This window comes from Saprospira grandis str. Lewin, from assembly GCF_000250635.1.
Taxonomy (GTDB): Bacteria; Bacteroidota; Bacteroidia; order Chitinophagales; family Saprospiraceae; genus Saprospira; species Saprospira grandis.
The window spans coordinates 1,570,618-1,595,408 of record NC_016940.1 but is presented as its reverse complement, the minus strand read 5'-3'; the positions used below and the strand labels follow the sequence as shown (position 1 = coordinate 1,595,408).

General features: G+C 46.4%; 24 protein-coding genes and 1 other RNA gene. 8 read left to right on the top strand and 17 right to left on the bottom strand.

Annotated elements, in window-relative coordinates; translation table 11 throughout:
* Positions 1 to 133: 133 nt before the first annotated feature.
* Both SGRA_RS07070 and SGRA_RS07065 read right to left on the bottom strand, forming a co-directional pair.
* Complete coding sequence (locus tag SGRA_RS07070; protein WP_015691947.1) at positions 134 to 823, bottom strand: WbqC family protein; 690 nt, start codon at positions 821 to 823, stop codon at positions 134 to 136.
* Positions 824 to 825: 2 nt separating this feature from the next.
* Positions 826 to 1,122 (bottom strand): putative quinol monooxygenase, encoded by a 297-nt coding sequence (locus SGRA_RS07065; protein ID WP_015691946.1) that lies wholly within the window; start codon positions 1,120 to 1,122, stop codon positions 826 to 828.
* Between the two features lie 176 nt (positions 1,123 to 1,298).
* Between SGRA_RS07065 and recQ the strand changes: the two genes are divergently transcribed.
* Positions 1,299 to 3,512 (top strand): DNA helicase RecQ, encoded by a 2,214-nt coding sequence (gene recQ / locus SGRA_RS07060; RefSeq protein ID WP_015691945.1) that lies wholly within the window; start codon positions 1,299 to 1,301, stop codon positions 3,510 to 3,512.
* A gap of 514 nt (positions 3,513 to 4,026) precedes the next feature.
* On the opposite strand, the gene SGRA_RS07050 is transcribed toward recQ, so the two are convergent.
* The 5 genes from SGRA_RS07050 to SGRA_RS07030 form a co-directional block, all read right to left on the bottom strand.
* Positions 4,027 to 4,269, bottom strand: a complete 243-nt coding sequence (locus SGRA_RS07050; protein WP_015691943.1) for a cytochrome b5-like heme/steroid binding domain-containing protein — start codon at positions 4,267 to 4,269, stop codon at positions 4,027 to 4,029.
* Positions 4,269 to 5,468, bottom strand: a complete 1,200-nt coding sequence (locus SGRA_RS07045; RefSeq protein ID WP_015691942.1) for a THUMP domain-containing class I SAM-dependent RNA methyltransferase — start codon at positions 5,466 to 5,468, stop codon at positions 4,269 to 4,271. Before SGRA_RS07045 ends, SGRA_RS07050 begins: the two co-directional genes overlap by 1 nt.
* 90 nt (positions 5,469 to 5,558) lie before the next feature.
* Positions 5,559 to 5,810 (bottom strand): 30S ribosomal protein S20, encoded by a 252-nt coding sequence (gene rpsT / locus SGRA_RS07040; protein WP_015691941.1) that lies wholly within the window; start codon positions 5,808 to 5,810, stop codon positions 5,559 to 5,561.
* Positions 5,811 to 5,938: 128 nt separating this feature from the next.
* Positions 5,939 to 6,313: RNase P RNA component class A (gene rnpB / locus SGRA_RS19670), an RNA gene on the bottom strand.
* 202 nt (positions 6,314 to 6,515) lie between these two features.
* The gene (locus tag SGRA_RS07030) at positions 6,516 to 7,016 is read right to left on the bottom strand and encodes a hypothetical protein (protein WP_015691940.1); all 501 of its coding nucleotides are present in this window, start codon (positions 7,014 to 7,016) and stop codon (positions 6,516 to 6,518) included.
* Between the two features lie 184 nt (positions 7,017 to 7,200).
* Here SGRA_RS07030 and SGRA_RS07025 point away from each other — a divergent pair, with 184 nt between their 5' ends.
* The 5 genes from SGRA_RS07025 to SGRA_RS07005 all read left to right on the top strand — a co-directional run bounded on the left by SGRA_RS07025 (position 7,201) and on the right by SGRA_RS07005 (position 13,005).
* Complete coding sequence (locus tag SGRA_RS07025) at positions 7,201 to 8,145, top strand: YeiH family protein (RefSeq protein WP_015691938.1); 945 nt, start codon at positions 7,201 to 7,203, stop codon at positions 8,143 to 8,145.
* A 352-nt stretch (positions 8,146 to 8,497) separates the two neighbouring features.
* Positions 8,498 to 9,490 (top strand): M23 family metallopeptidase, encoded by a 993-nt coding sequence (locus SGRA_RS07020; RefSeq protein WP_015691937.1) that lies wholly within the window; start codon positions 8,498 to 8,500, stop codon positions 9,488 to 9,490.
* An 82-nt stretch (positions 9,491 to 9,572) separates the two neighbouring features.
* Positions 9,573 to 10,907, top strand: a complete 1,335-nt coding sequence (locus SGRA_RS07015) for an APC family permease (protein ID WP_015691936.1) — start codon at positions 9,573 to 9,575, stop codon at positions 10,905 to 10,907.
* Between the two features lie 189 nt (positions 10,908 to 11,096).
* A complete protein-coding gene (locus tag SGRA_RS07010) occupies positions 11,097 to 12,302 on the top strand; it encodes a hypothetical protein (RefSeq protein WP_245538656.1) in 1,206 nt (401 codons plus the stop codon).
* 4 nt (positions 12,303 to 12,306) lie between these two features.
* Positions 12,307 to 13,005, top strand: a complete 699-nt coding sequence (locus SGRA_RS07005; RefSeq protein WP_015691934.1) for an SDR family oxidoreductase — start codon at positions 12,307 to 12,309, stop codon at positions 13,003 to 13,005.
* Between the two features lie 54 nt (positions 13,006 to 13,059).
* Here the strand turns inward: SGRA_RS07005 and SGRA_RS07000 are convergent, their stop codons facing one another.
* The 9 genes from SGRA_RS07000 to SGRA_RS06955 form a co-directional block, all read right to left on the bottom strand.
* Entirely contained in the window at positions 13,060 to 13,782 is a 723-nt protein-coding gene (locus SGRA_RS07000; RefSeq protein ID WP_015691933.1) for a thioredoxin family protein, read from the bottom strand.
* A gap of 445 nt (positions 13,783 to 14,227) precedes the next feature.
* Positions 14,228 to 15,910, bottom strand: coding sequence for a gamma-glutamyltransferase (gene ggt / locus SGRA_RS06990; RefSeq protein ID WP_015691931.1), 1,683 nt, complete (start codon positions 15,908 to 15,910; stop codon positions 14,228 to 14,230).
* A 5-nt stretch (positions 15,911 to 15,915) separates the two neighbouring features.
* Positions 15,916 to 16,740 (bottom strand): SH3 domain-containing protein, encoded by an 825-nt coding sequence (locus SGRA_RS06985; RefSeq protein WP_015691930.1) that lies wholly within the window; start codon positions 16,738 to 16,740, stop codon positions 15,916 to 15,918.
* Between the two features lie 491 nt (positions 16,741 to 17,231).
* Positions 17,232 to 17,795: a globin family protein gene (locus SGRA_RS06980; protein ID WP_015691929.1), complete on the bottom strand. Its 564-nt coding sequence runs from the start codon at positions 17,793 to 17,795 to the stop codon at positions 17,232 to 17,234.
* 250 nt (positions 17,796 to 18,045) lie between these two features.
* Positions 18,046 to 18,480, bottom strand: coding sequence for a hypothetical protein (locus SGRA_RS06975; RefSeq protein WP_015691927.1), 435 nt, complete (start codon positions 18,478 to 18,480; stop codon positions 18,046 to 18,048).
* A 202-nt stretch (positions 18,481 to 18,682) separates the two neighbouring features.
* Positions 18,683 to 19,102 carry an OsmC family protein gene (locus SGRA_RS06970; RefSeq protein WP_015691926.1) on the bottom strand — a complete coding sequence of 140 codons (420 nt, stop codon included), beginning with the start codon at positions 19,100 to 19,102 and terminating at the stop codon, positions 18,683 to 18,685.
* A 79-nt stretch (positions 19,103 to 19,181) separates the two neighbouring features.
* Positions 19,182 to 20,027, bottom strand: a complete 846-nt coding sequence (locus tag SGRA_RS06965) for an AraC family transcriptional regulator (RefSeq protein WP_015691925.1) — start codon at positions 20,025 to 20,027, stop codon at positions 19,182 to 19,184.
* An 84-nt stretch (positions 20,028 to 20,111) separates the two neighbouring features.
* Positions 20,112 to 20,819, bottom strand: a complete 708-nt coding sequence (aat, locus tag SGRA_RS06960; protein WP_015691924.1) for a leucyl/phenylalanyl-tRNA--protein transferase — start codon at positions 20,817 to 20,819, stop codon at positions 20,112 to 20,114.
* A 95-nt stretch (positions 20,820 to 20,914) separates the two neighbouring features.
* Positions 20,915 to 21,220, bottom strand: coding sequence for an ATP-dependent Clp protease adaptor ClpS (locus SGRA_RS06955; RefSeq protein ID WP_015691923.1), 306 nt, complete (start codon positions 21,218 to 21,220; stop codon positions 20,915 to 20,917).
* A 131-nt stretch (positions 21,221 to 21,351) separates the two neighbouring features.
* Here SGRA_RS06955 and SGRA_RS06950 point away from each other — a divergent pair, with 131 nt between their 5' ends.
* Both SGRA_RS06950 and SGRA_RS06945 read left to right on the top strand, forming a co-directional pair.
* Positions 21,352 to 21,996 carry an O-methyltransferase gene (locus tag SGRA_RS06950; protein ID WP_015691922.1) on the top strand — a complete coding sequence of 215 codons (645 nt, stop codon included), beginning with the start codon at positions 21,352 to 21,354 and terminating at the stop codon, positions 21,994 to 21,996.
* 108 nt (positions 21,997 to 22,104) lie between these two features.
* A complete protein-coding gene (locus tag SGRA_RS06945; RefSeq protein WP_015691921.1) occupies positions 22,105 to 23,568 on the top strand; it encodes a lipopolysaccharide biosynthesis protein in 1,464 nt (487 codons plus the stop codon).
* Positions 23,569 to 24,151: 583 nt separating this feature from the next.
* Here SGRA_RS06945 and SGRA_RS06940 read toward each other — a convergent pair.
* A complete protein-coding gene (locus SGRA_RS06940; RefSeq protein WP_015691920.1) occupies positions 24,152 to 24,673 on the bottom strand; it encodes a hypothetical protein in 522 nt (173 codons plus the stop codon).
* Positions 24,674 to 24,791 lie beyond the last annotated feature (118 nt).

Sequence of the window (24,791 nt, the reverse complement as noted above, 5' to 3'; positions counted from 1 at the left end):
CGGGTCGGGCTATGCGGGGGCTCGCTGTTCGCTCGGCCCATCGCTTTTTCGCTGCGCTCAAAAGCTCGGTCTGGCCTGCGGCCACCCCCTACTATCCCTCAGCCTGCGGGCGCTTTGCGCCCTGTAGAGCCGTTTAGATGGACCGAAAAAACTGCTTGGCGGCTGGCCCCAAATGAAAAAATAGGTCTAAAATACTGACCGCATCGCTAAATGGCGGATAAAGTTGCTCATAAGTAGGGTAGGGGCCATAATTCAAATACTCCAATTTGATATGAGCGGCCTCAAAAGCTGCTTCATTCAGATAAGCCTTGGCGGCTGGGCCCGACAAATAATGTTGGGCCTCAATTTGCTGCAAAAGCTCAATCAATCGCAAGCTAGGGTCTTGCTCCTGCAAATCAAAATGAACGCTTTCTAAAACCTCCGTTTGTATCTGCAGCTCATTTAAGGCCCAAAGAATAAAGCGCTTATTGATTTGAGAGAGAAAAGGGCTGTCCTCTTCCAGATAAAGGGCCTTAATTTTTGGAGCATATTGCTTAAAAAAAGGCGCCTTAGCATAATGCGTCTGCCAGCTATTCCAATGCTTTTTGGCCCAATTGGCCTGCGCAACTTGCGTATCGGCAATGCGCTGTTTTAGCTGCTTTTGACGAACAGGAATACTGAGCCATTGTAGCCCTTGGGCCGTTTTTATACGATTTCGATTGCGCCAATCGTTCTTGGTATATTGCACACAATCGTAAAGCACAAAAACATCGGCCTGAGCAATGGCCTCAAAGTAGCCCTTCCAGGGAATATAATTAGATTGACAAATAAAAGCCTTGCGCATAATTAGTCAATTTCAGCTAAAAGGTCTACCGTCCAAGCCTCGGGCTTGGCCGCAAAGCGTTTTTTTGTTTCGGGCCAAACCTGCCCAAAAAGAGCTGATTTTCTGTAACAGTCTAAGGCTGCAGGCCCATCCCAGTAGCTATAAGAGAAAATAATATTTGGCTGATCTTTTCCTCTAAGGATCTGCAATTTTTGACAGCCCTCAAAATGGCGAATTTGCTCCTTGAAAGGCTCGAAAAAAGTTAAAAAATTAGCGGTTTCCTCTGGCTGGAAAGTCATCTTGACAATGCGAATAATCATAGGATAAATTTTTTAGACAATGCCTAAAACTATAGTTTTTAAGGGCTTTTTAGGAATTTTTTAGTTGAGGAATCGGCAAAATATTTGTACTTTTAAAAAGTTCCCATTCCCAGCGTTTTTATGTACCTCCCCCACAAATAGTGAACATAGCAACTAGACACTGAATATTAGATATTATGACGGTTAAAGATAGGAGTTTAACAACGGCCTTGAAAAAATATTTTGGATTTGAACAATTCAAAGGCCAACAAGAGGAGATTATTCAAAGTATTCTCAGTGGACAAGATACTTTTGTGATTATGCCAACGGGTGGAGGAAAATCACTTTGCTACCAATTACCCGCCCTACTTTCTGAAGGCACCGCTATTGTGGTTTCTCCACTCATTGCCCTAATGAAAAATCAAGTGGATGCCGTTCGCTCTTATGCAGAGTCGGACCAAGTGGCCCATTTTCTCAACTCTTCACTCAGTAGAGCGAAGGTAAAAGAAGTCAAACAAGATATCGTTTCTGGCGCTACCAAATTACTTTATATTGCCCCAGAAACCCTGACCAAAGAAGATACACTTCGGTTTCTATCGCAAATTAAGGTCTCTTTTGTCGCAGTTGATGAAGCGCACTGTATTTCGGAATGGGGCCATGATTTTCGCCCAGAATATCGCCGAATCCGCTCTATGATTGAAAATATAGAGCAGGAGATTCCTATTATTGCCTTAACGGCTACGGCTACCCCTAAGGTCCGTATGGATATCGTGAAAACCCTTCGTCTAGAGGAGCCCAGAGAATTTATGGACTCTTTTAATCGCGATAATCTCTTTTATGAGGTGCAGCCCAAAGGAAAGAAGGAAGATGTTCTCCGACGTATTGTACAGTTTATTAAGGATAAAGCCCCCAATGAATCGGGCATTATCTATGTCCAAAACCGTAAAACAACCGAAGAGGTGGCCAAGGTGCTCTCGGTTAACGATATTAAAGCGGCGCCCTATCATGCTGGTCTAGAGGCCAAACTCAGAAGCGATACCCAAGATGCTTTCTTAATGGAAAAAGTGGATGTGATTGTCGCTACGATTGCCTTTGGGATGGGCATCGATAAGCCCGATGTCCGCTTTGTGATCCATTATGATATTCCTAAAAGTATTGAAAACTATTATCAGGAAACAGGCCGAGCAGGCCGAGATGGCCAACATGCTCACTGCCTAACGTTCTACTCTTATAAGGATATTCTCCGCCTCGAGAAGTTTTTACGCGATAAGCCTGTGGCCGAAAGGGAAATGGGCGCTCAGCTATTGGCTGAAATGATTGCCTATGCGGAAACTACCGCTTGTAGAAGACGCTTTTTGCTGCACTATTTTGGCGAGAAATATAAGGATGAGGTCTGCCGAAGAGACCAAATGTGTGATAACTGCAAAAAACAACATCCTACCGAAAATGCTAAGGAGGCTTTGCAGCTCTTGCTGCAGGTGGTCAAGGACCTACACGAACAGCTTCAAGCTAAGGAGTTGCTCGATTTCCTCCTCGGAGAGAAAACACAGTCTATTCTCGACTTTAAATACGAGAAACACGAACTCTTTGGCAAAGGAAAAGATAAGGACCGCCACTACTGGAATTCCGTCCTCCGCCAAGGCCTACTCAATGATTATCTCAAAAAAGATATTGAAGACTATGGTATCTTGAGAGTGGCAGAGGCTGGACATGAATTTTTGGCCCAACCCAAACTTTTTGAGATTAGCCTAAACCATAATTTTGCCCAAGAAATGCAAGATATGGAGGAGGAAAGAGAACAAAATGCTAGCTCTACACTAGATCCTCAATTGCTCAAAATTCTTCTGGATTTACGCAAACAGGTGGCGCGCAAGAAAAATGTACCGCCTTTTGTCGTCTTCCAAAAAGTGTCTCTAGAAGAAATGGCTACTCAATATCCCTTTACCATTGAGGAGATGAAAAATATTTCTGGGGTCTCTGAGGGCAAAGCTCGCCGATATGGCCGCAACTTCTTGGCTACCATTAAGGATTATGTAGAGGAGAATAATATTATCCGCCCCGTCGATTTTATTATTAAATCAGTTGCCCGAAAATCAAAGTCTAAGGTCACTATTATCCAAAGTATTGACCGCAAAATGCCCTTTGAAGATATTGCCGATAGCCTTGGCATCCGCATGGATGAGCTACTGCAAGAACTCTATATGATTATCAATGCAGGCACTAAACTCAATATCGATTATTATATTGAGGATATCCTCGATGAAGGAGTGCAGGAAGATATTGAAGACTATTTTATGCAGGCCGAAACCGATAATCTCGATACGGCTTTTGAGGAACTCAAAGAAGATGATATTTCTCTAGAAGAAATAGAACTCTACAGACTCAAGTTCCTCTCTGATAATGCCAACTAATTTTTTGCCCCGAGCTTTTGCTTGGGGCTTTTTTAGTTCTGGGGCGTTACTCCTTTCAGTTGTCGAACTGCGGACTGAAGTCCTTGTTGTCGCAGCTCGCAGGTCTGCTCGGCCCTGCAGCGCTAAAGCGCTTTGGTCTGCAGCTTCGCTGCACTGCTCCACATCGGTTACTCCCTTTGGTCGTCGAACTGCGGCCTAAAGGCCTTGTTGTGGCCGCTCAACTGATAGCTTTGCTTTAGGCTTTCTGCTCTGGCCCTATTTTGTTTACGGTCCCGAAAAAAGGCCACTAACTGGAAAAAGTTAGTGGCCTTTTGGCTTTTTTTCTGCGCGGATTAGGGCGCGAAGCGCCCTGCAGGCAAAGCCTGCAACGGCCTAGCGCTGTGGAGGGGTGGCCCAAAGGGCCAGACCTAGCCAGCTTGCTGGCGCAGGGCCGAGCGAACAGCGAGCCCCGCAACCTAGCGCCCGCAGCCCCGAAAAAAAGGGCTGCGGGAGGCCCCAAAAAAACAGTAAGTTATTAAAGACGCAATTGGCCCACCAGCTTAAATCTTTTCAAATGTTCGGCTGAATGAGGCGCTTTTTGATCTAATTCTGCAGTAAGATCTTGCCCGGCCCATTGGCCATAATGCTGGCCATTTCGCCAAAGGCGGCTGCCATTGAGCTCATAGATAAGCCCCTGGTAGGCCACCCAAATTTCTTCTCGGTCTTGGCCATTGCGCAAGGCCAGTTGGCTGCGGCTAAAAAGCGGAAGTTCTTCCATTAAGACTCTTCTTTTTTGGGCGCATCATTTTCTTTTTCGGCCTGTCGTTTTTTCTCAAGGTATTTGCTGCCATCGTAGAGGTCATATTGTAAAAGGCGGCATTCGAGGGGACCATTATAAAGCGGAATTCGATTTTTGGGTCGGAGTCCCACCTCCTTGGTGGCCTCTCTGTTCGAGGAGAGGATCCAGGCCGAATAGCCAGAAAAATGCTGCTTGAGGGCATCTCCAATCTGGGCATAGAGGCGGCCAATTTGGCTAGGTTTGAGGCGTTCCCCATAAGGTGGGTTGATAATCACTGCGCCGGGCTCGCCTTCTTCTGGGCGTTTGAGCTTTCTAAAATCTAGGTTCTCTAGCTGCATCAAATCGGCCACGCCAGCAGAATGCGCATTTTTGAAAGCCTCAGAAATGGCCGAGCGTTTAAAGTCCGAGCCATAAATGCGGTGTTCAAAGGATTTTTCCTCGCTCATCAGCTCCATACGGGCCTGGCTCCAGAGCTCCTTATCAAAGTTTTTCCAATGCTTGAGGCTAAAGTTGGGCCGGAGCAAATTGGGGGCTTTATTGGTGGCCAGCAGGGCCCCTTCGGTCAGAATCGTTCCTGAACCGCACATAAAATCGACCAGATTACCTTGGCCCCGCCAATCAGAAAGGAGGAGCATACCAGCGGCAAGGACCTCATTCATGGGGGCGGCATGTCCCCCTCGGCGGTAGCCCCGGCGGTGGAGCGAAGAGCCGCTACTATCAATAGAAATGCTACAGCGATCTCTAAAAATATGCAGGTGGATTTCGATATCGGGATTATCTCGGTCAATATTGGGGCGGCTGCCCGTAAAATCTCTAAATTGGTCGGCAATAGCATCCTTGAGTTTAAGGGCGGCAAAAAGCGGACTTTTAAACTCGGGGGCCTGGCTTACTCGGGCGCGGATAGCATAAGTGGCCTCATTATTAAACCAGCGCATCCAGTTGATGGCTTTGCCGAGGGCATAGAGTTGGTCGGCATTTCGGACCTTTTCTTCGGCCAGGGGGTGCAAGATGTGCAAGGCCGTGCGCAGGCCCATATTGGCCTTATATAATTGAAGCGGATCGGCCTCAAAGCGGACCGCTCTTTTAAGGGGCTTAATATTTTTGGCGCCAAGCTGGCTGAGTTCTTTGGCCAAGACATTTTCTAGGCCAAAAAAAGTAGTGGCAATATAGGCTTGCATAGGAGCAGAAGGTTTAAAACGGGCACAAAAAGACAGACCTAATGGAACCGAGCCAGTAGGTCTGCCAAATATTTGTCAAGGACCAAAATCCTAGAGATTGTTGACGTAAGAAGTCAATTTGCTCTTCAAGTTGGCCGCTTTATTTTTGTGTACTTGGTTCTTTTTAGCCAAGCGGTCGATCATAGAGACTACTTTGGGCAAGAACTTCTCCGCATCAGACTTTTCAGTGATGCTGCGTAGACGTTTGATAGCAGAACGAGTTGTTTTCTTGTAGAAGCGGTTGTGCACGCGGCGCTTAGCCGTTTGGCGAATGCGCTTTTTTGCTGATTTGTGATTGGCCATTTTTATTGAATAGTTTACGATTTGGCAATAAAAAGAGGCTGAGGGGCAATGGCCCACAGCTCAACGGATGGCAAAGGTACAATTTTTTCCAAAAAAATCTAAACCTCAGCCTTTTTTAAGAAAAAAAGAAAAAACACAGACCGATAAGCCGAATTCTGTCACTTTTGGCCTAAGCCTCAAGGCTTCATCATTTATCTGGGCGTTTACTCACATAAACGCTCTATCTGCCTACCCTCCAGCATTGGGCCTGCAACCCTCGGGCGCTGGTTTACATGGCATTTCAACTCGCGGGGTTTATCCCAAGCCACTGTTGCCAGCAGCCTGCCTGCGCGCTTATCTGCAGGTTTTCACCCTTACCCAAAATGGGCGGTTATTTTCTGCGACACTTTCCGTCAGAGTGCTTAGCGCTCTGCCCAGCCGTTAGCTGGCGCGATGCAGTACGTTGTTCGGACTTTCCTCAAGAAGGGCTTTGTCTTATTTTATAAGCTCAAGCATCCCGTTCTCGCGATGAAGTAGCCTGTGTTTCAGACAAAATTAGGCAAAAAAAATGCTTTTTGTTCCACTTTGCCCTAACCTTTTATAACTAAAGGCATAAAAAAGCGTCAACTATCCCGCCCTAGCTAGAACGGATCAGTTGACGCTTAGTCTTTCAGTGACTTTTAGGTTGTGGAGCCTTTTTGGGCCTGTGCAGGAGCATGGGCCCTTTTATTTTTGGGCGGTATCGCTGTTGGGAAGCTCCAAATCGGCTTGGAAAAGAATGCCCATCAGCTCTATGCGTTCGCGGCTGTGTAGCTTAAATTCTACGGCCGACCATTTTTCATCGCTTTGCATACGGAGCTCCACTTTGTCTTGCTCTTTGTTGTAGCGCCACTCGCCTTCATAGCCGCCATAGTTGTCGCCGCCTTCCATAAAGCCGCCTGGGTCCAAAATTAAAAAGCTACCCAATTCATCATTGCCCAACCATTTGATGGGATTGCCTTCTTGGTTAACCATATAGGCCTTAAATTGCTGAATGTAGAGGGGCTCTTCCTGAATTTCTACCACCACTTCATCTCTAAAGCTAGCCGATCGCTGAGTGGGTTGTTGCAGTAGTTCTTGGCTGCTCATTTCAGGGATCTCGGGGCTAGCTGTAGATTGACAGGCCCAGAGGAGGGACAAAAAGGCCAAAACAGCTAAAATCTGGGGGAATTTCGGTTTTGAGATCATATGACTATATGTCTTTTGTTAAACTTAATTAATGATAAAGCTCAACAAAATTTTGACCAAAAAGCCAGTTACTTTTATAAAACAGGACTTTTGTCTTTCTTTTGTCGCTACTTTGGGCGGGCTGTGATTTTTATTGCAAACTAACTTTCTCTTCTCTGCTTTCTTTGCATAAAAAACAATAATGATGTCAAAACAACAAGCGCTAGCCAATAGCTGGCCTATCCGTATACTCTTTGTCCTTCTTCTTGTTTGGGCCCTTACGCCCTGGGCCAATAGCGCTGCGGCTTTGGTCGTTGGCCTCCTTTTCCGCCATTTCTTGGGCCACCCTTTTCTTAGCCATAGCCAAAAGGCGGTTAAAAAATTATTGAAGGTGGCGGTTATCGGCCTGGGCTTTGGCATTTCGGCCCAAGAGGCGCTGCAAGTAGGCCAAGAGGGCTTTTTACTGACCGTTTTTTCAATTAGCCTTACCCTCAGTTTGGCCTTTATCATTGGCCGCCTACTCAAAATGCCCAGAAGAGAAAGCCATCTGATTGGCTCGGGGACCGCTATCTGTGGCGGAAGCGCCATTGCTGCTGTGGCTCCTGTAGTTAATGCCTCCGAACGGAATATATCCACGGCCTTAGGGGTAGTGTTTATCCTTAATTCTATTGCTTTGGTCCTTTTTCCCCTGCTTGGCCAAGCCATAGGCCTTAGCCAAGCCGATTTTGGCCTTTGGGCCGCTATCGCTATCCATGATACTAGCTCGGTGGTGGGGGCCGCCCATAGCTATGGAGAAGAGGCTCTAAAGGTGGCTACTACGGTCAAATTGGCCCGCGCACTCTGGATTATCCCCATTGCGCTGCTTTCTGCCTATTGGTTCAAGGGCGAGCAAAAGAAAATTAAAATTCCTTATTTCATCGGCGGCTTCCTCATCGCTATCCTCATCAATAGCTATACGCCTTTTCCCGATGTTCTATCGGCTGGCATCAAACAAGCCGCCAAGGCCCTTTTGGTCCTCACGCTTTTCCTCATCGGAAGCAATCTTTCTTTAGAACAAATGAAACAGGCTGGCCTCAAAGCCCTTAGCCTCGGTATCGCCCTTTGGCTCATTATTTCCCTAACTAGCCTCTTCTGGATCCTCTATTTATAAAGTAGGAGGTTTTGGGGCCTCCGCCTCGCTGCGCTCGTCGGCGCTACGTTGCGCAGCTCGCTATTCGCTCGGCCCTGCGGCCTAACGGCCTTGGTCTGCGGCTGCGCCGCACTGCTGCACATCGCTAGGCCTGCGGGCGCTTCGCGCCCTCCAATACCGCAATTTGGCCCAAAAAAAGCCCTGCTAAAGGGAACTTTAGCCAGGGACAAATCTTAAAGCCCCAAAAAGTTCCGCTAATTATTTGGTTTTTTGAAAATTAGCTGCTTATCTTTGTCTGTCTTTTAAAAGACCTCGCAGCAAACTGTGAGTTGGGCCTAACTGCCTAAGCTTTAGTTCACTAGAACGACTACCTATGAAAAAACGAGTACTTTATCGTTATAACAGGAACACGCTCTCCTACGAACGAATCAAAAAAAATTGGCTCCAACAAATTGGCCAAATGACCATGATTCTAACCGCCACGGCCTTCTATGGCTGGGGATTATGGACGCTAGCGGCTCCTGAAAGCCTGCGAAATTATGTTGCTGAAAAACAACTGATTACCGCAAAAATTCAAGAAACCAACCAGAAATTGGACCTCATGGGCGCTGCCTTGGTAGATCTCAAAGAACGGGACCAAAATCTATATAGCCCCACTCTAGACCTCAATCAAATTGATGATAGCGAATGGGAATATGGAGTAGGGGGTAGCGTAAAACATCCCGAACTCCAACAACTCCAAGATGGAGCGGCCTTAGTCGAAATGGCCGAAAAGTTGCAAAAAATCCGTCACCAAATGTCTATGGTGGCCGCCTCTCAAGATAAGTTATTAACCAAAACCAGTAAGGCCGAAAAGCGCATGCGCGCTATTCCTGCAATCCGGCCCCTTTTGCGCCTAGAGCGCGCCCTTCACCTCTCTTCGGGTTTTGGTATGCGTAGAAATCCTTTTAATAAGTCCGTTTGGCAAATGCACCCCGGTATTGACTTGGGCGCACCTATGGGAGCTCCCATTTTCGCTACTGGCGATGGTACGGTGGTTCGTGTAGAGCACAAACGCAGTGGCTATGGCTTTAATGTGGTGATCGACCACGGCTATGGCTATAAAACACTCTATGGCCACATGTGCTTGATTGATGCCAAAGTGGGCCAAAAAGTACAGCGTGGAGAAATTATTGGCTATGTGGGTAGCACGGGCTATTCTACTTCGCCTCATGTTCACTATGAAGTGTTTATCAATAATAAGCGTGTAGATCCAGAACCCTACATTGCTGATATGACCACAGAACAAATCAAAACGATTGCAAAATCTGTAGATCCTGAGGTCAGCTTCTCTTATAAGCGCCGCCGTTCGCGCCGCCGCCGATAGAAGCAAAAAGCTAAAAGATTATCAAATAGAGCGATATGTGGCCCTTTGAGGATGCTGCATATCGCTTTTTTATAGGAAAACTGTGGAAGAGCAAGCAAGAGAAAATAAATTGGGCCTAGCTGCGGCTGTAGCCGTTATTGCTGCCTGCATGATTGGTACAGGGGTATTTACGAGTTTGGGCTATCAAGTGATTGGGATTAAATCTACCTTTGCGGTGGTGGTCCTTTGGTTGGTGGGTGGACTGGTAGCGCTTTGTGGCGCTTTGGTCTATGGCGAGCTGGCTGTTCGTTTGCCAGGTTCTGGTGGAGAGTATAATTACCTAAGTAAGATTTATCATCCCGCCTTGGGCTTTTTGTCGGGTTGGACCTCGGCCACAATTGGTTTTGCGGCCCCCATTGCCGCTTCGGCTATGGCCTTTAGCAAATATTTTTCTTGGGCTTTGCCTAGCTATTTTGAGGGCATGAGCGAGGCCGAACTGAAAAATGCACAGCTTGTAGTGGCCATGGTTTTGGTCCTTTTGGCTGCTTTGGTCAATTTCATGAAACTCTCTTGGTCCTCTTTGATACAAAGTGGAACCACCTATCTCAATCTCTTCCTCATTGTGGTCCTCATTGTCTGCGGCTTTTTTATAGCCGGAGATACGAGTCATTTTTCCTTTAGTATGGAGGCCGTAGATTTTGAGGCCATTGCCAGCCATAGTTTTGCGGTTTCCCTGATTTATGTCTCTTATGCCTTTTCGGGCTGGAATGCGGTCACTTATGTGGCGGGAGAAGTGAAATCGGCCAATAAAAATGTACCTCGATCTTTGATTTTGTCCGTTGTTTTGGTGGCGACGCTTTATGTTCTGCTCAATTTTGTATTTTTGTATCGAGTTCCGATGGAGGAGCTAGCTGGGCAAAATGAAGTGGGCGCCATTGCGGCCCAAGCCATTTTTGGCGATTTGGGCGGGCAGTTGATTTCGGCCATGATTTGCCTAGGGCTTTTGGCTTCTGTTTTGGGCATGACCTTAGCGGGGCCCAGAGTGAGCCAACAAATGGGGCAAGACCTAAAAGGCTTGCGTTTTTGGGCCATTAGCAATAAGGCGGGAGCGCCTTATATGGCCGTAATTATTCAGTCTGTTATTGCCTTAGCCCTTATTTATACCGCTAGCTTTGATGCCGTAATTCGCTATGTGGGCTTTACCTTGGCCCTCTTTACCTGCCTAACGGTTGTGGGCCTTTTGGTCCTCAGAACTCGGCAGCCAGCGAGCAAAGGCTATCGCCTGCCGCTCTATCCTTTGCCTGCAGTAATTTTCATTTTGCTAGAGCTTTGGATGTTGGTGTATACGATGATCGATCATCCTAAAGAGTCTTTTGCTGGTCTGGCTACCTTACTCCTTGGGCTACTGGTCTATTTTTTGGCCAAGGGCCGAGAATAAGGCGGCTTGGCCGCCCTGCCCCGAAGGGGCAGAAATGGCCTAGCGATGTGGAGCAGTGCAGCGAAGCTGCAGACCAAGGCGGCAAAGCCGCCGCAGGGCCGAGCAGACTTGCGAGCTGCGCAAGGTAGCGCCCGCCGAAGGCGGGAGGCCCCAAAAAAATAATCCATTTACAATCAAGTAATAAAATCCATGATGAAAAAGTCGATTTGGACCCTAAGTAGCCTAGCTTTGGCTGCCAGCCTTAGTTTAGGAAGTTGCACAGAAGCGGGCTCGAAAACAGGCGGTGCAGAAGTTGCCAATAAGGTGGCGGATAGGCTGCAAGAACAGCCTGCGGAACAGCCCGCCGAGCCAGAGCAGGAGGAGCAGGTAGAAAAAGTAGCCGTAGACCGAAAATATGATGATGTTGCCCGAATTTTGGCGGGAATGAGCATTGATGAGGCCTCTGAATTTTATGAGGTGACGCAGGGAGCGGCCTGGAAAGCCTATGCCAAAAAGGCCGACCAAGGTTGGGCTTCTGCCGATGCTAAGCGTTTTGATGAGTTGCGGACTTGGGCTGGAACAGAGTTGGCGGGCTTGAATGAGATGAAGGGCGATTTGTTTTACCCTTTTTCTGGACCAGATATTTATTATGGCTACCAGTTTTTCCCTTCCGCTAAAAATTATCATCTTTTTGCTTTGGAGCCAGCAGGGAACTTGACCTTCATGAAATCGGATGATGTAAACTGGATGAACTACTGTAATTCGGTACAAAATACGATTGCCGACTTTATTCGCGGTGGGTTTTTCCATACCAAGCACATGAAAGTAGATATGGCCAGAACTGGCGTATTGCCTACACTTTTGGTCTTTTTGGTTCGTTCGGGCAACAAGATTGTCAATGTGCGCCCAGTGGCCATTCAGGCAGATGGTAGCGTAGCTGTTTTGGAGGGAAGCAATGACTTTTCTTCGGTGCGGGTAGACTTTTTAGATGCCAAAACCCAAGAACAAAAGACCCTCTTTTATCATTCTTCTGATGTATCGGATGCGGGCTTGGAAAAACGTCCAGAATTGTACAAGCATTTGGAAATGGTAGCGGCCAACCGCACATTTACCAAATCGGCTAGTTACTTGATGCACCGCCCAACCTTTAGCAAAGTTAGAGAATTGATTTTGGCTAAGGCCAAGGCTGTTTTTCAGGATGATACGGCCATTCCCTACCACTACTACAATAGCAGCGAATGGGATTTTACCTTTTATGGTCAGTATACCAGCCCGATTCCATTATTCAAAGTGCGTTATCAGTCGGAGCTAAGAGAGGTGTATAAAACTCAAAAAATTAAGGATTTGCCTTTTTCTTTGGGTTATCATTCTACTCGAGAGCATGACAATATGATGATTGCCAAACGCAAAAACTAAAAAGATGTCAGTTGCAGTAATTACGGGTGCGACCAAGGGAATTGGGCGTGCCTTGGCCCTGATGGGGGCCGAAAAAGGCTATGATTTGGCCCTTTGTTCTAGAACTTTGGCCGATTTAGAAGCCTTTAAAGCCGAACTTTTGGCTATAAACTCAGATATAAAGGTCTTTATTCAGGCTGTAGATATGTCTAAAAAAGCAGCGGTAAAAGCTTTTGGGGCAGCCATTCTACAGGAGTTTGAGCAGCTTGATTTAGTGATCAATAATGCTGGGGTGTTTATTCCTTGTCCCTTAACGGAGGCTGGACATGAGCAGAGTTTTGAGCTCATGATGGATACCAATCTCTATAGTGCGTATTATTTGACGCAGGCGCTATTGCCCAAGATGCAGGCCCAAAAATCGGGACATATCTTTAATATGTGTTCCATTGCTAGTTTTATGCCTTATGGGGCTTATGCCGTTTCTAAGCATGCTATGCTGGGCTTTTCTAGGGTCCTTAGAGAAGAGGTAAAAGCTCAGGGGATTCGGGTGACGGCTGTTATGCCAGGCGCTACTTATACGGCTTCTTGGGAGGGCACAGAGCTGCCCCAAGAACGCTTTATGAAGGCCGAAGATATTGCGCAATCGGTTTGGGATTGCCATGGCTTGAGTCCGCAAACGGTGGTGGAAGAAATTATTCTAAGGCCGCAGTTAGGTGATATTTAAATCAAAAAGCGCTTGCAGGAGTACTGCAAGCGCTTTCTTTTTGGGCGCTTTCGCTTAGTTATTTCGGAGCTTTCGCAAAAGGTCCATGGTTTCTTCGGCTTCTGCCAATTCGTTAGCATCTTGAGCGGCCAAAATAGCATCTACGGCTAGTTCTAGGGCTTCTTTATTGCGGCCCAATTTGGCGAGTAGATGCGCTTTGGTATCCAAATTATACCAATTTCGGTTCATCTCAATAGAGGCATTGGCCCATTTTAGGGCTTTGCTGAGGTCGGAGCGGCTCGATTTAGTTTCGTAGTACTCCCAAGCTTTGAAGTTGAGGCTTTCCCAGTTATTATCTGTGGTCGTTTGTCCCTGATTTGCATTATTGTTGGCCTTCAAATAAGGTTTGGCCAAGCTGATGAGGCCTTCTGCATCTCGGGCGCCTTCTGCTTTTTTGAGCAATTCGCCATCGGGCGAGAAGAAAAGGAGGGTGGGGTAGGCCCGAATGCTCTGCTGTTGAGCAAAAGCTGGTCCTTCGCCTTTTTCCATATCAAATTTGTAGTTGATAAAGCCACTGTTGTAGAGCTCGCCGACGGAGGCATCGGTAAAACTATTGGCCGACATCCATTTGCAGGGCCCACACCAAACGGCATAAGCATCCACAAAAATGGGCTTGTTTTGGGCTTTGGCTTTGGCTTTTACATCGGCCCAACTTCCAGATTCAAACTGAATTCCCTGGGCAAAAAGGCTGCTCATGGCCAAGAGGCAAAAGCTAAGACTAAAAATAAATTGTTTCATAGCGGTTGTGGTTTAATGCGTATTGCTTAATGCTGTCTTTTAGTCAAGGTTAGGGCCAAAAGGAAGTTGTTTTATTATTTTTTTGGGGCCTCCGTCTCCCTTTGGTCGTCGGCGCTACGTTTCAGGGCTCGCAGGTCTGCTCGGCCCTTCGCAAAACTTCGCTATCGCTCGTTTTGCTTGGTCTGGCCTAGCGGCCACCCTTTCACATCGCTAGGCCGCTCAACGGTCTTTTTTCTTTTGGTTTTCTTCTTCGGCAGTGAATTTTAGGGGGTTGGCGGGCAGTAAAAAGGCCCGAAGGGCCGTCGGCTGAGCTGCCCGGCGGGTGCCGCGAAGCGGCAGACCAAAGCCGCCGCAGGCGGCTGCAGGGCCGAGCAGACCTGCGAGCCCAGAGGGGAGCGACCCGCCCGAAGGGCGGGGCAGCCCCAAAAAGAAAAAATCATCAGGATTAGTAGCCTGCAGTGCTATCGTTTCCTCTTTGGTCGGCAGCACCCTGCCATTTTCCATTGGGCAAGCGAATAATGGCATCCACACGGCCAATAGGCTCCCGCAACTTAAATTGATGGCCCATTTTTTTGAGCTGCTGCTGTTCGCTTTCTGGAATAGCCCCCTCTTCAATATAAATCTGATCGGGCAGCCACTGATGATGAAAACGAGGGGCCTGAACGGCGCTGGGCAAATCTTGCTCAAACTCAATGACATTGAGGAGAACCTGAAAAACGGAAGTGATAATGGTGGAGCCGCCGGGGCTGCCCAAAACCATAAAAAGCTCCCCATCTTTATCGACAATAGTGGGCGTCATGGAGCTGAGCATCCGTTTTTTGGGGGCAATGGCATTGGCTTGGCTGCCCAAAAGGCCGAACATATTGGGGTGGCCGGGTTTTGCGCTAAAATCATCCATCTCGTTGTTTAGGAAAAAACCCGCCCCTTGGACCATCAACTTGCTGCCAAAATTGCCGTTGAGGGTAGTGGTAATCGAAACCGCATTGCCGGCCTCATCAACAATAGAATAATGGGTGGTTTCCTCCGCCACTTTTTTAGGCTGTCCCGCCTGAATTTCTTGGCTAGGACTGGCTTTTTGGTAGGAAAAAGACCGCATTCTATTTTTGGCATAAGCCTTATCGGTTAGGGCCTCAATTGGAACGGGATAAAAGTCGGTATCGCCCAAATGTTTGGCTCTATCGCTATAGACTCGGCGTTCGGCTTCTACCATTAAATGCACCGCTCGAGTTGATTGAAAGCCCATTTGCTTGAGAGGATAATCCTCTACCATTTGCAGCAGTTGGGCCAGGGCGATGCCTCCACTAGAGGGGGGCGGCATGCTATAAACCGTATATTTGTTTTTATAATTAAACTGGATGGGGCTTCGCCATTTGGGCTGGTAGTTGTCTAGGTCTTCGGCCTGAATTAAGCCGCCAGCGGCCTGCATTTCGGCCAAGAAAAGGGCTGCCGTTTCTCCCTTATAAAAGCCATCTCTTCCCTCTTTTTGGATACGTTTTAGGGTTTGGGCCAATTCTTTTTGGACAATGCGATCGCCTGCTGCCCAGCTTTCTTTTTGCATAAAAGGCATTTGGTAGCGATTGACCTTTCTCATTTCGGGCAGCTTTTCATTTAGGCGCTTAGCTGCCGAAGCAGACAAGATATAGCCTTTTTCTGCTACTTCAATAGCGGGGGCAATCAGTTTGGCCCAAGGAAGCTTTCCATATTTTTGATGGGCCTCAAAGAGTCCGGCCACCGAACCGGGCACCCCCACCGAGAGCGCCCCCAATCGGCTGAGGCTATCATTAGCTTGGCCCAGGCTATCTAAATACATATCTCGATAGGCTAGGGCGGGGGCGGTTTCTCTAAAATCTAAGCTTTGTACGGGGCCTTGAGCTGGGCGAAAAATCATAAAGCCGCCTCCGCCAATATTGCCCGCTTCTGGATAGACCACGGCCAGCATAAAATGAACGGCTACAGCGGCATCTATGGCGTTTCCGCCTGCCTTAAGCACTTTTTTGCCCGCCAAAGAAGCTATGGGGTGGGCCGAAACCAGCATGGCTTTTTCGCCCTCCAATTGTTTGAATTCCTGATAGCTGTTTTGGCAAGAAAAGAAGGCGCAAAGCAGCAAAAAATAAGCTAAATAGCGCATTGGGTTTAAGGTTTTAGGGGCAGAAGAACTCGACCATTCCATAAAAAGTCAGTACTGCTTTGCTGATCGTACTGCGGTTGTCCTGTGGCATCATCATATTCTCCTGACTCATTTTTGAAAATGAGTAGGTTGGCGCTTTTTTGATGCTCCTTAGGATAAACAAAGTATTGATGTTGGAAAACGGGTAAGTCAGAACCACTATAAAGCGGAGGCAAGGCATAAAGCCGCTGCTTTTGAAGAAAAACCGTTTGCATCCCATTGGTCCCCCCACAATAGCCATCGCTAAAAGAAAACTCAATAATATGCTCTAGCTGCTCTAGGCCACGGTGGTCATCTAGCCTAAAGCTCAGGCTAGTTTGTAGGTTGCCCATAGCCTTTATAGATAGATGCTGCAATTCTTTATTGTTTTGGACCAAGCGCAGGCCCAACCAAAACTGCCGGCTTTCTATTTGGCCCTCTTTGCGGACCTCCATCCGCTCATAGCCATACAGTAATTGGCGGCCATCTTGGAGGGACTCTTGGCCCAAGGCCAGCAATCCGCCCCAAACAAAGGCTTTTTGCCCTTTATAAAGGACCAAATACCAGGGGGCCGTTATCCCCTTCAACCGAAGCTGCTTATCCGATTTGCTAATGATTTCTACTGCGCTGCCAATGGGCGCTCTTTGCAAAACCTTGGCTTGCAAACTAGGCTGTTGCCGCAAATTGACCTTGTCGGCCATGAGCAGATAGCTTTGGCCTGGCAAAAAATGATCATAAATAGAGGTATTGTTCTGGGCCGCTAAAGGAGAAAGTAAACCCAAAATAAATAGAAGGGAAAGTAAGCGCATCATCTGCAGTAAGTTTGTTTAAAACAAGATACGCTTTTTTCTAAGCTTCATAAACACCGACGCCTTAGGTACAGACACAAAAAAGGGCAGATAACCTAAATAGATTATTGCCATTTTTTGATGGGTAGAGAACGGGGATTCTCAAGCAAAAAGGGGAATGGGGTGGTTGGGATTACAGAGCATTGATAAAGACCTCATCAAGGAAAAGTGTCAAAGGGAGGGAAGTTTGTTTATTGTGTAGAATAATGGTTCCAGAGGAGGCATTAAGGTGTGTACAGATCTTTATCCATAAAAAGTGTTTGGTTTATACGACCTTAATGCAAGTTTTGGCCAAGTTGTGAACTCTAAAACAGAACTTTTTTCACTTTTTCTAAAAAAAAACTTGACTTTTCCCAGAAAAAGGGGGCTTAGACGGCTTTTTACAGCAAATTTATAGCCAAAAAAAGCCCCGACCAACTGGCCGAGGCTCCTAACAATCTATGAAAATCTGATTTCTATCGCTGAACGATATCAGAACGTAGGGTTTCCAACAAGGCCACCAAATCATTGATGAGCTCCGTATCGGTCACGCCATTTTGCCCAAGGGCCGTTCCCACATCCGCAATAAAGGCATCATAGGCTGCATCGTCTGCAGCGAGTCCCATGCGGTTATATTGGGCGGGATCATGAGCAGTGACCATATCGCGGCCATTATAACTAAAGTTTTCTGCTCCAGTAGCTACGGCCATAAAGTTGGTCAAACTAGCACTCAATGCGGTAACGCCAGACATGTCGCCATTGCCTACTTCCGTAAGCAAAACCTGAAAATAAGGCGCCATTACCGTATCGGCAGCAATCACAAAAATTGCAGAATCGACTACCGAGCGCAGGGTCAAATAACCTTGCTCAATCATTTGACTAGAGTTGTTGGGGTCCGAAACCATGGTCGTTCCACCAACTCGCTCATAAAGTGTTGGCTCGTCATTCGTGTTGTCATCGGTGTCATCTTCTTTACAAGACCCCATAAAAAGGGCTAAGGCCAATACGGCAAAGAGAAAACCATTTAAATACTTTGTCATAAAATAAGGATTAAACAGTGATAAATAAAAAATAGTCTGCCATTAGAGGAGCGGCAATGCTATATGTAGTTAATTCATTTTTTTTGGGGCCCGCGGCCGGCTAGGCTTCGCCTAGCTCGGCCGCCGCTATGCTGCGCGGCTCGCAGGTCTGCTCGGCCCTTCGCGGGCTTCGCCCGCTCGGTCTGGCCTGCGGCCACCGCTGCGCAGCGCTGGGCCATGGACCATTTTCAGGCCCGGCTTTTTTCCCTGCCTAAAAGAAGGATTGAATCAAGGCGCCTAGCCGATAGCTAAAAGAACTTTTATCCAAAACTGGACAACCATTGGCCAGCTGCTCTTTGTCTACCACATACATTTTGGGCCGAATCGCTAGCTGCTCAATTTTGGCAAAAACAGCCTTGGGGTCTACTTCTCCCGGAGCGTATCCATAGACTAGGGTGCCATGCGATTTGTTCAAAAAAGCATGCTGTACCCCAGCCGTCTTGCGCACTTCACTCTCCGCCAAATGAAATAAACTGTCATTTTTAGGGCCCTCAAAGTCAATCCGAGAAAGCTGTATGGGCTTGCTATTATGATATTTCATGTTAGAAGGTCCCATCACCATATAAATATGGATGACTAGGGCCGAAAAAAGAAGGAAGGAGACCGCCAGGCTGCTCCATATAATTCTAAAGATCCATTTTTTCATAGCAGGGCTTTTTATTTTAGTCTAGTTACGGCTCTCCTCCTTTCTTGGATTTTTTATTTTGACATTTTTATGACAAAAACAGAAAAAAAATACCCCAGCTTCTAATCCAGAAGCTGGGGCCTTTTTTTACATCAAAAAAAAGCCCTACAACATCAACTGTTATAGGACCTTATCCAAAATAGCTACATTTTTAGGTCAGTACCTAACTCAAGACTTCCGATTCCAACTGGATGTCTTCAATTTTCCAATTACCCTCCAAAAGCTGATGAACATGGCAGTGATTAGCCGCAGCCAAAAGCTGGGCTTTCTGTTCTTCCTTCAATTCTCCCTGAATCTGCATCTTCATACTTACGCTGGTTTCAGGAAGCTCGCCAGTCATGTCCTCTTTCATTTCCAATTGAGCCGTGATTTTCTCTAGCTTCCATTGATTTTTCATGGCAATAAAACGAACCGTGGCCAGCTTGCAATAGGCAATGCTAGACAATAATAAATCTACTGGAGAATAACCACTATAAGGGGCGCCAGCAGCCATTGGAAGATCCAACTGCATGTCTACTTGGCCATTGTGCACATTAGAGACAAAGTGGCTTCCCTCATTACTGATTTCAATTTTTACGCTCATTAGATGAATGCTTTTAATAGTAATACTTGTATACTGCAAAGTAAACAGATTGCTGAACGAAAAAAAAGACCGTTTTTCCCTAAGATGTAGCCATATTTCCTTTTTGCCGCCTAAACTCAGTGGGGGAGAATTGGGTTTGCTGCTTAAAAAAACGACTAAAACTGCGCTTTTCCTCAAAGCCCAATTCGCTGCTAATTTCAGCTATTGATTTATTACTGTAAATAAGTAAACGCCGAGCTTCTAGGGTTCTCCTTTCTTGAATATACTGCTGCGGACTTTTATGGCCCAATTCCTTGAGCAGATTGCTCAGCGTTTTGGGCGAGCGATGTAGCAATTTGGCATAATCACTCACTTTGGTCTTTTCTCTAAAATGCTGATTGACCAAATAGTAAAATTCTCGAACCAGCTCTTCCTGTGGCCATTTTTCTGCCGCTTTTTGGTGGTTCTCCAAATAAAGGCGGTTGGCATAGATAAGTAGGTTGCGCAGCAGACTACGCAATAAACTGAGCTTATGCGGCGCTTCTAGGACCAGCTCTTCCTCTATCTCGGCCCAAATTTGTTTGATCTTTTGTCCCAATCTGCCCAATAAGGCAATTTTAGGCAGCTCTGCAGCCGAAAAAAATAGGCGCCCCTTACAGCCCAGTTCTTGGTCCTGCTCCAAAATACAGTGAAATAAGGGATTAAATTGTAAGTAGGAGAGGCCATCTATCGCCAAAAATTGCCGCCTTTGTTCTGGCCCCAAAAAAAGAAGCTCATCCGGCCCCAAGGCTAAGGGCTCTCCATCTACTTCTATAGATACCGTATTTTTAGCCCAAAGAACCAATAAGCCTTTCTGGACCAATTCCTCTCGAGGCCCCGCCTCATACCCCATCTCTAAGCAAGGGCTTTCTGCAGAACCAAAACGTTTTCGCTCTTTTCTGTTCATATTGATTATGGTGGTTAAAATAGGAGCGGGGGATAAATGAGCCGCCCCAAGCCATTAACGACCCAGGACAGCTCCAAAAGCTAACTAAAGCAAATGCGTCCAAGAACCCTGAATACCAGGTTCCTGCTCATTCTCCTTAAGAAAGTCTAAGTAAATTTTTCGAGGATAGAGCCGAGCCCCAAGACTGGATAAATGCTCCGTGTACATCTGGCAGTCAATCCACTGAAAACCAAGCTGGCCCAAAAGCGGCACTAAGGTCAAATAGGCCGCCTTAGAGGCATTAGAAACCTTGGAAAACATAGACTCCCCAGAGAAGTTCCAACCCACAGCTACACCATATAGCCCCCCAACCAATTCGCCATCTTGCCAGGCTTCTACAGAATGGGCATGCCCCGCCTTATGCAGGTTGATGTAGGCCTCTTGCATATCCTCCAAGAGCCAAGCCCCAGATTCTTCTCCCTCGGCAACCTCCTGGCCGCGGCGGGGAATATTAGCACAGTTGCGAATCACCTCCTCAAAGGCGGTGTCCAAAGTGATTTTGAAGTCTCCACGGGCCAAGATTTTCCGCATGGACTTACTAATCTTTACCTCCTCTGGCCGCATGAGCATCCGCGGATCCGGAGACCACCACATAATAGGTTGCTTGGCAGCAGTCCAAGGGAAAATCCCCTTGCGATAAGCAGAAAGCAAACGGGCGGTCGTTAGCTGCCCCCCAACCGCTACAATACCATCCAAATCCTCTTCTATGGGCGGAAATTCGTCAATGTTGTCATTTGAAAGAAAGTTGTACATATATGTTATGTTTAAATTGAGTTCATAAAAAAAGGGGCCAAGCCCCCATTAATTACTGCAATGTTTGTCCAACTTAGGTTAGTAGGTAGTTCGTTTTAATCCTCCAAAACAGCCGATAAACCCCGATCTAACAAGGCCTCTTTCATCGGCTTTAGCTTGGCTTTGGTCCCTGTTTTTACCACCGCCTTGCCATTAAAGTGAATCATATAGCTCAATTGCTCGGCCTGAATGCTGGTATGACCGCAAACCTCCATAAAAGACTCAATGACCCAATCAAAGGTGTTGTGGTCGTCATTGTAAACCAAAAGCTTGATTTCATCTTTTAAGGGGTCCATTAATAGGACCTCTTCCTCTTCGTGATATTCTTTTCTTTGCGAAAAAATAGCTGGCTCCTTCCACATAGCGTAGTATATTTTTAAATTTGGCTAAATTTTGACCTTAATCAAATATACGTATATTAAACTAATATGTCTAATTTTTTTGCTATTAAAAATGGCTTAAAAAAGATTAACGCACTACAAAACAGCAATTTATGTTAGATTTTCCGCCCAAGAATATACAAGATTACTGCGAGCAGCATTCAGCGGTTTTTCCCGATGAGATCCTCAAAGAGATAGAACGCTATACGCATTTGCATGTACTAATGCCTCAGATGATTTCTGGGCAGCTGCAAGGCCATTTTTTGGCTTTGTTGAGCAAGCTCTTGGCCCCCAAAAAGATTTTAGAGGTAGGGACCTTTACAGGCTATTCGGCTATTTGCTTGGCTCAAGGTTTGGCGCCCGGCGGACGCCTACTGACCATAGACATTAATGAGGAGCTAGAGGAGGCCGTTAATGGCTTTTTTAAGAAGGCTGACCTGGCCCAAAAAATTGAGCTGCGCATCGGCGCCGCCCTAGATATTATTCCGCAGCTAAGCGATGACTGGGATCTGGCATTTATTGATGCCGATAAAATGAATTATGACAATTATTATGAACTCATTTTACCCAAAATGCGAAGCGGCGGATGTATTATTATCGATAATGTGCTCTGGAGCGGCAAGGTGGCCGAGGAGGAGCTCAAAGGGAAAAAAACAATCGCTATCGATGCCCTAAATAAAAAGATTCGAGAAGATAAACGGGTGGAGCCTATGCTTTTACCCCTCCGAGATGGTATGATGATGATCCGAAAAAAGTAAAGGCATTTAAAGGCTTCTATAAGGAGTTGCTGGACTAGGTTTCTAGTGCAGCAGCTTGCTTTTTCTACTAGGGCCATTTTCTTCTATCGATTAATTTAATGTTCATTTATGCTGGCCCAACTTTTAGAGCGCTTGCGCTCTTTTTCTTTCTTTGATGTGTTTAAACATTCTAGTATCTACTTTTTGGGTACGCTCTTGACTCAAGGCCTAGGCATCGTTTCTCTGCCTGTCTTTACCTATTTTATGGATGAGGCAGAGTATGGGGTGGCTAGTATATTTATTTCCTACCTTAGTGTTGTTTCTGTTATTTTGTCCTTTAATTTACATTTGGCTATTAGTCGCTATTTTCATGAGGAAGGAGCAGATGTCAAGGGGTTTGTGAGTACGGTGCTGACTGCTACGGCTTTGGTTAATCTGGCCTTGGGTGGTTTGGCATATTACTTTAGAGTTTCGATTGCTGAGTTTATTAACTTGCCCGTAGAAACGATTGCCTATTTGCTATTGATGGGCTATGTTGGGGTGCTTTACTATATTTTTTTCCAACTCAAAAGAGAGCAGCAAAAGAGTGTGGAAATTAGCATTGTTAATGTGGCTTGGCAATATAGCAAGTTCGCTTTGGCCTGTGTTGGGATGTATCTTTTGCATGAAACAGGCCGGGTCTATATGGGCAAAATTATCGGGGAGATGCTGGCTGCTGGCTTTTTTGCCCTGATTTTTATCTGGCGTATCTGGCCTTTTATTCAGCCTTTTCATCTGGAACGCAAGCATTTTCAGTACGCTTTGACTTATGGCCTCCCCCTAATTCCCTATTCTATCGGAGGCTTTTTGCTCAATTCTTTTGACCAATGGCTGATTAATAGCCAATTAGGCCATGCCGAGGCGGGCCTCTATAGTTTTGCCTACAAAATTGGTATGCTCTTGCTGGGCCTGATTACGGCCCTTCAAAATGCAGCCAATCCCGCTTATCATAAAATAATGAATGAGCAAAAGTATGAGCAATTGGGCCCTCAGGTCTATAGTATCCATAAGTTGAGTTTGCTGGGGGGCGTTTTTCTCCTCCTCTTTGCGGTCGATTTGGCCAGTTTGCTGCTCAGTTTTAGCAAAAATAATTTTCAGCAGTCGCTCTATATTGTGCCCATAATTATTCTGGGCTACATTTTTTATAGTATGTCGCTGCTCTACAACCGCTATATTCAGTACCAAAAGGTCAATATTTACCTGACGGTTATTTTGCTGGCCTCGGCTTTGGGCAATTTACTGCTCAACTTCTATTTTATCCCGCTCTATGGCTATCAGGCGGCGGCTTATACCACCTTGGTTTCCTATATGATTATGTTTTTACTCAGTTGGTTGGTCTGCGATTATTGGCTGAAAGCGCCCCGCCTGCCTTTGGGCAAAATGCTCTTGAGTTTGCTGCCCGTTTTGGGCATTACGCTTTTATATTACGGCTTGGGTTGGGACCAAAAAGCCCTAGAACTAGGCAATATGGCCCTCAAACTGCTTTGTTTTGCCCTTTTTGCCGTCCTCATTTTTGGCCAATCTATTCAAAGAATGCTACAGAAAGGAAGCTAGTGAAGGCTGCTGTTTTGGGGCCTCCGCAGCAAAGCTGCGGCGGTTACTCCCTTCGGTCGTCGAACTGCGAACTAAAGTTCTTGTTGTCGTTCCGCAGCTCGCTGCTGTTTTGGGGCCTCCCGCCTTCGGCGGGCGCTACGTTTCGCAGCTCGCTATTCGCTCGGCCCTGCGGCGGCTTTGCCGCCTTGGTCTGGCCTGACGGCCACTGCTGCACATCGCTAGGCCTGCGGGCCTTCGGCCCTTTTCTCTGCCTACTACGCTCATAAAGTTCATAAGAACCAAATTGCCATCCCCTCCTGCGAGGGGATTTTCTTTTTCCCTAAGAGAGGATTGTTAGAGACTGTTTAAAATTTTGTGTCTGCCCTTTTTGCTGCCTAGGGACAAGCCCCTAGGCTAGCTTTTTCAGACAGCCCTCTAAAGAGGGCCTTTGGATGAGGTCCTTCTCTGCGATAACAACTAAACAAGGCCTTGTATATCAACAGTTGAGGCCCTCGCAGAGGGTTGAACCCATTAGATTAGCCTAGGGGCTTGTCCCTAGGCGATGATTGGCCAAATCCTAAGCAGCTAAGGCCCAAATTTTATTCTAATGCACAAACTCCTGAACAGTCCCTACAAATGCCGTTACACAAATTGCGAATAGCACAGCTGGGTTTACAAATGCCGTTACACAAATTGCGAATAGCATACCCTGCTTTACAATTGCCATTTCACAAATTGCGAATAGCATACCGTAGTTTACAATTGCCCTTTCACAAATTGCGAATAGCTCACCGCAGTTTACAAATGCCGTTTCACAAATTGCAAATAGCTCACCGCAGTTTACAATTGCCCTTTCACAAATTGCAAATAGCTCACCGCAGTTTACAATTGCCCTTTCACAAATTACAAATAGCTCACCGCAATTTACAAATGTCGTTACACAAATTGCGAATAGCATAGCTGGCTTTACAATTGCCATTTCACAAATTGCGAATAGCATAGCTGGGTTTACAATTGCCATTACACAAATTGCAAATAGCACAGCTGGGTTTACAATTGCCATTACACAAATTGCAAATAGCACAGCTGGGTTTACAATTGCCATTTCACAAATTGCGAATAGCATAGCTGGCTTTACAATTGCCGTTTCACAAATTGCGAATAGCTTAAGTAAACCGCCCTATGGCCGAAGCAGAAAGATAAGCTTGAAAATAACTGTTGAGCGGCCTAGCGATGTGCAGCAG

Bases quoted from the DNA above. Each gene is read 5' to 3' on its own strand.
- SGRA_RS07070 (WP_015691947.1), bottom strand. From the start codon at position 823: ATGCGCAAGGCTTTTATTTGTCAATCTAATTATATTCCCTGGAAGGGC.
- SGRA_RS07065 (WP_015691946.1), bottom strand. From the start codon at position 1,122: ATGATTATTCGCATTGTCAAGATGACTTTCCAGCCAGAGGAAACCGCT.
- recQ (WP_015691945.1), top strand. From the start codon at position 1,299: ATGACGGTTAAAGATAGGAGTTTAACAACGGCCTTGAAAAAATATTTT.
- SGRA_RS07050 (WP_015691943.1), bottom strand. From the start codon at position 4,269: ATGGAAGAACTTCCGCTTTTTAGCCGCAGCCAACTGGCCTTGCGCAAT.
- SGRA_RS07045 (WP_015691942.1), bottom strand. From the start codon at position 5,468: ATGCAAGCCTATATTGCCACTACTTTTTTTGGCCTAGAAAATGTCTTG.
- rpsT (WP_015691941.1), bottom strand. From the start codon at position 5,810: ATGGCCAATCACAAATCAGCAAAAAAGCGCATTCGCCAAACGGCTAAG.
- SGRA_RS07030 (WP_015691940.1), bottom strand. From the start codon at position 7,016: ATGATCTCAAAACCGAAATTCCCCCAGATTTTAGCTGTTTTGGCCTTT.
- SGRA_RS07025 (WP_015691938.1), top strand. From the start codon at position 7,201: ATGTCAAAACAACAAGCGCTAGCCAATAGCTGGCCTATCCGTATACTC.
- SGRA_RS07020 (WP_015691937.1), top strand. From the start codon at position 8,498: ATGAAAAAACGAGTACTTTATCGTTATAACAGGAACACGCTCTCCTAC.
- SGRA_RS07010 (WP_245538656.1), top strand. From the start codon at position 11,097: ATGATGAAAAAGTCGATTTGGACCCTAAGTAGCCTAGCTTTGGCTGCC.
- SGRA_RS07005 (WP_015691934.1), top strand. From the start codon at position 12,307: ATGTCAGTTGCAGTAATTACGGGTGCGACCAAGGGAATTGGGCGTGCC.
- SGRA_RS07000 (WP_015691933.1), bottom strand. From the start codon at position 13,782: ATGAAACAATTTATTTTTAGTCTTAGCTTTTGCCTCTTGGCCATGAGC.
- ggt (WP_015691931.1), bottom strand. From the start codon at position 15,910: ATGCGCTATTTAGCTTATTTTTTGCTGCTTTGCGCCTTCTTTTCTTGC.
- SGRA_RS06985 (WP_015691930.1), bottom strand. From the start codon at position 16,740: ATGATGCGCTTACTTTCCCTTCTATTTATTTTGGGTTTACTTTCTCCT.
- SGRA_RS06980 (WP_015691929.1), bottom strand. From the start codon at position 17,795: ATGACAAAGTATTTAAATGGTTTTCTCTTTGCCGTATTGGCCTTAGCC.
- SGRA_RS06975 (WP_015691927.1), bottom strand. From the start codon at position 18,480: ATGAAAAAATGGATCTTTAGAATTATATGGAGCAGCCTGGCGGTCTCC.
- SGRA_RS06970 (WP_015691926.1), bottom strand. From the start codon at position 19,102: ATGAGCGTAAAAATTGAAATCAGTAATGAGGGAAGCCACTTTGTCTCT.
- SGRA_RS06965 (WP_015691925.1), bottom strand. From the start codon at position 20,027: ATGAACAGAAAAGAGCGAAAACGTTTTGGTTCTGCAGAAAGCCCTTGC.
- aat (WP_015691924.1), bottom strand. From the start codon at position 20,819: ATGTACAACTTTCTTTCAAATGACAACATTGACGAATTTCCGCCCATA.
- SGRA_RS06955 (WP_015691923.1), bottom strand. From the start codon at position 21,220: ATGTGGAAGGAGCCAGCTATTTTTTCGCAAAGAAAAGAATATCACGAA.
- SGRA_RS06950 (WP_015691922.1), top strand. From the start codon at position 21,352: ATGTTAGATTTTCCGCCCAAGAATATACAAGATTACTGCGAGCAGCAT.
- SGRA_RS06945 (WP_015691921.1), top strand. From the start codon at position 22,105: ATGCTGGCCCAACTTTTAGAGCGCTTGCGCTCTTTTTCTTTCTTTGAT.
- SGRA_RS06940 (WP_015691920.1), bottom strand. From the start codon at position 24,673: ATGCTATTCGCAATTTGTGAAATGGCAATTGTAAACCCAGCTGTGCTA.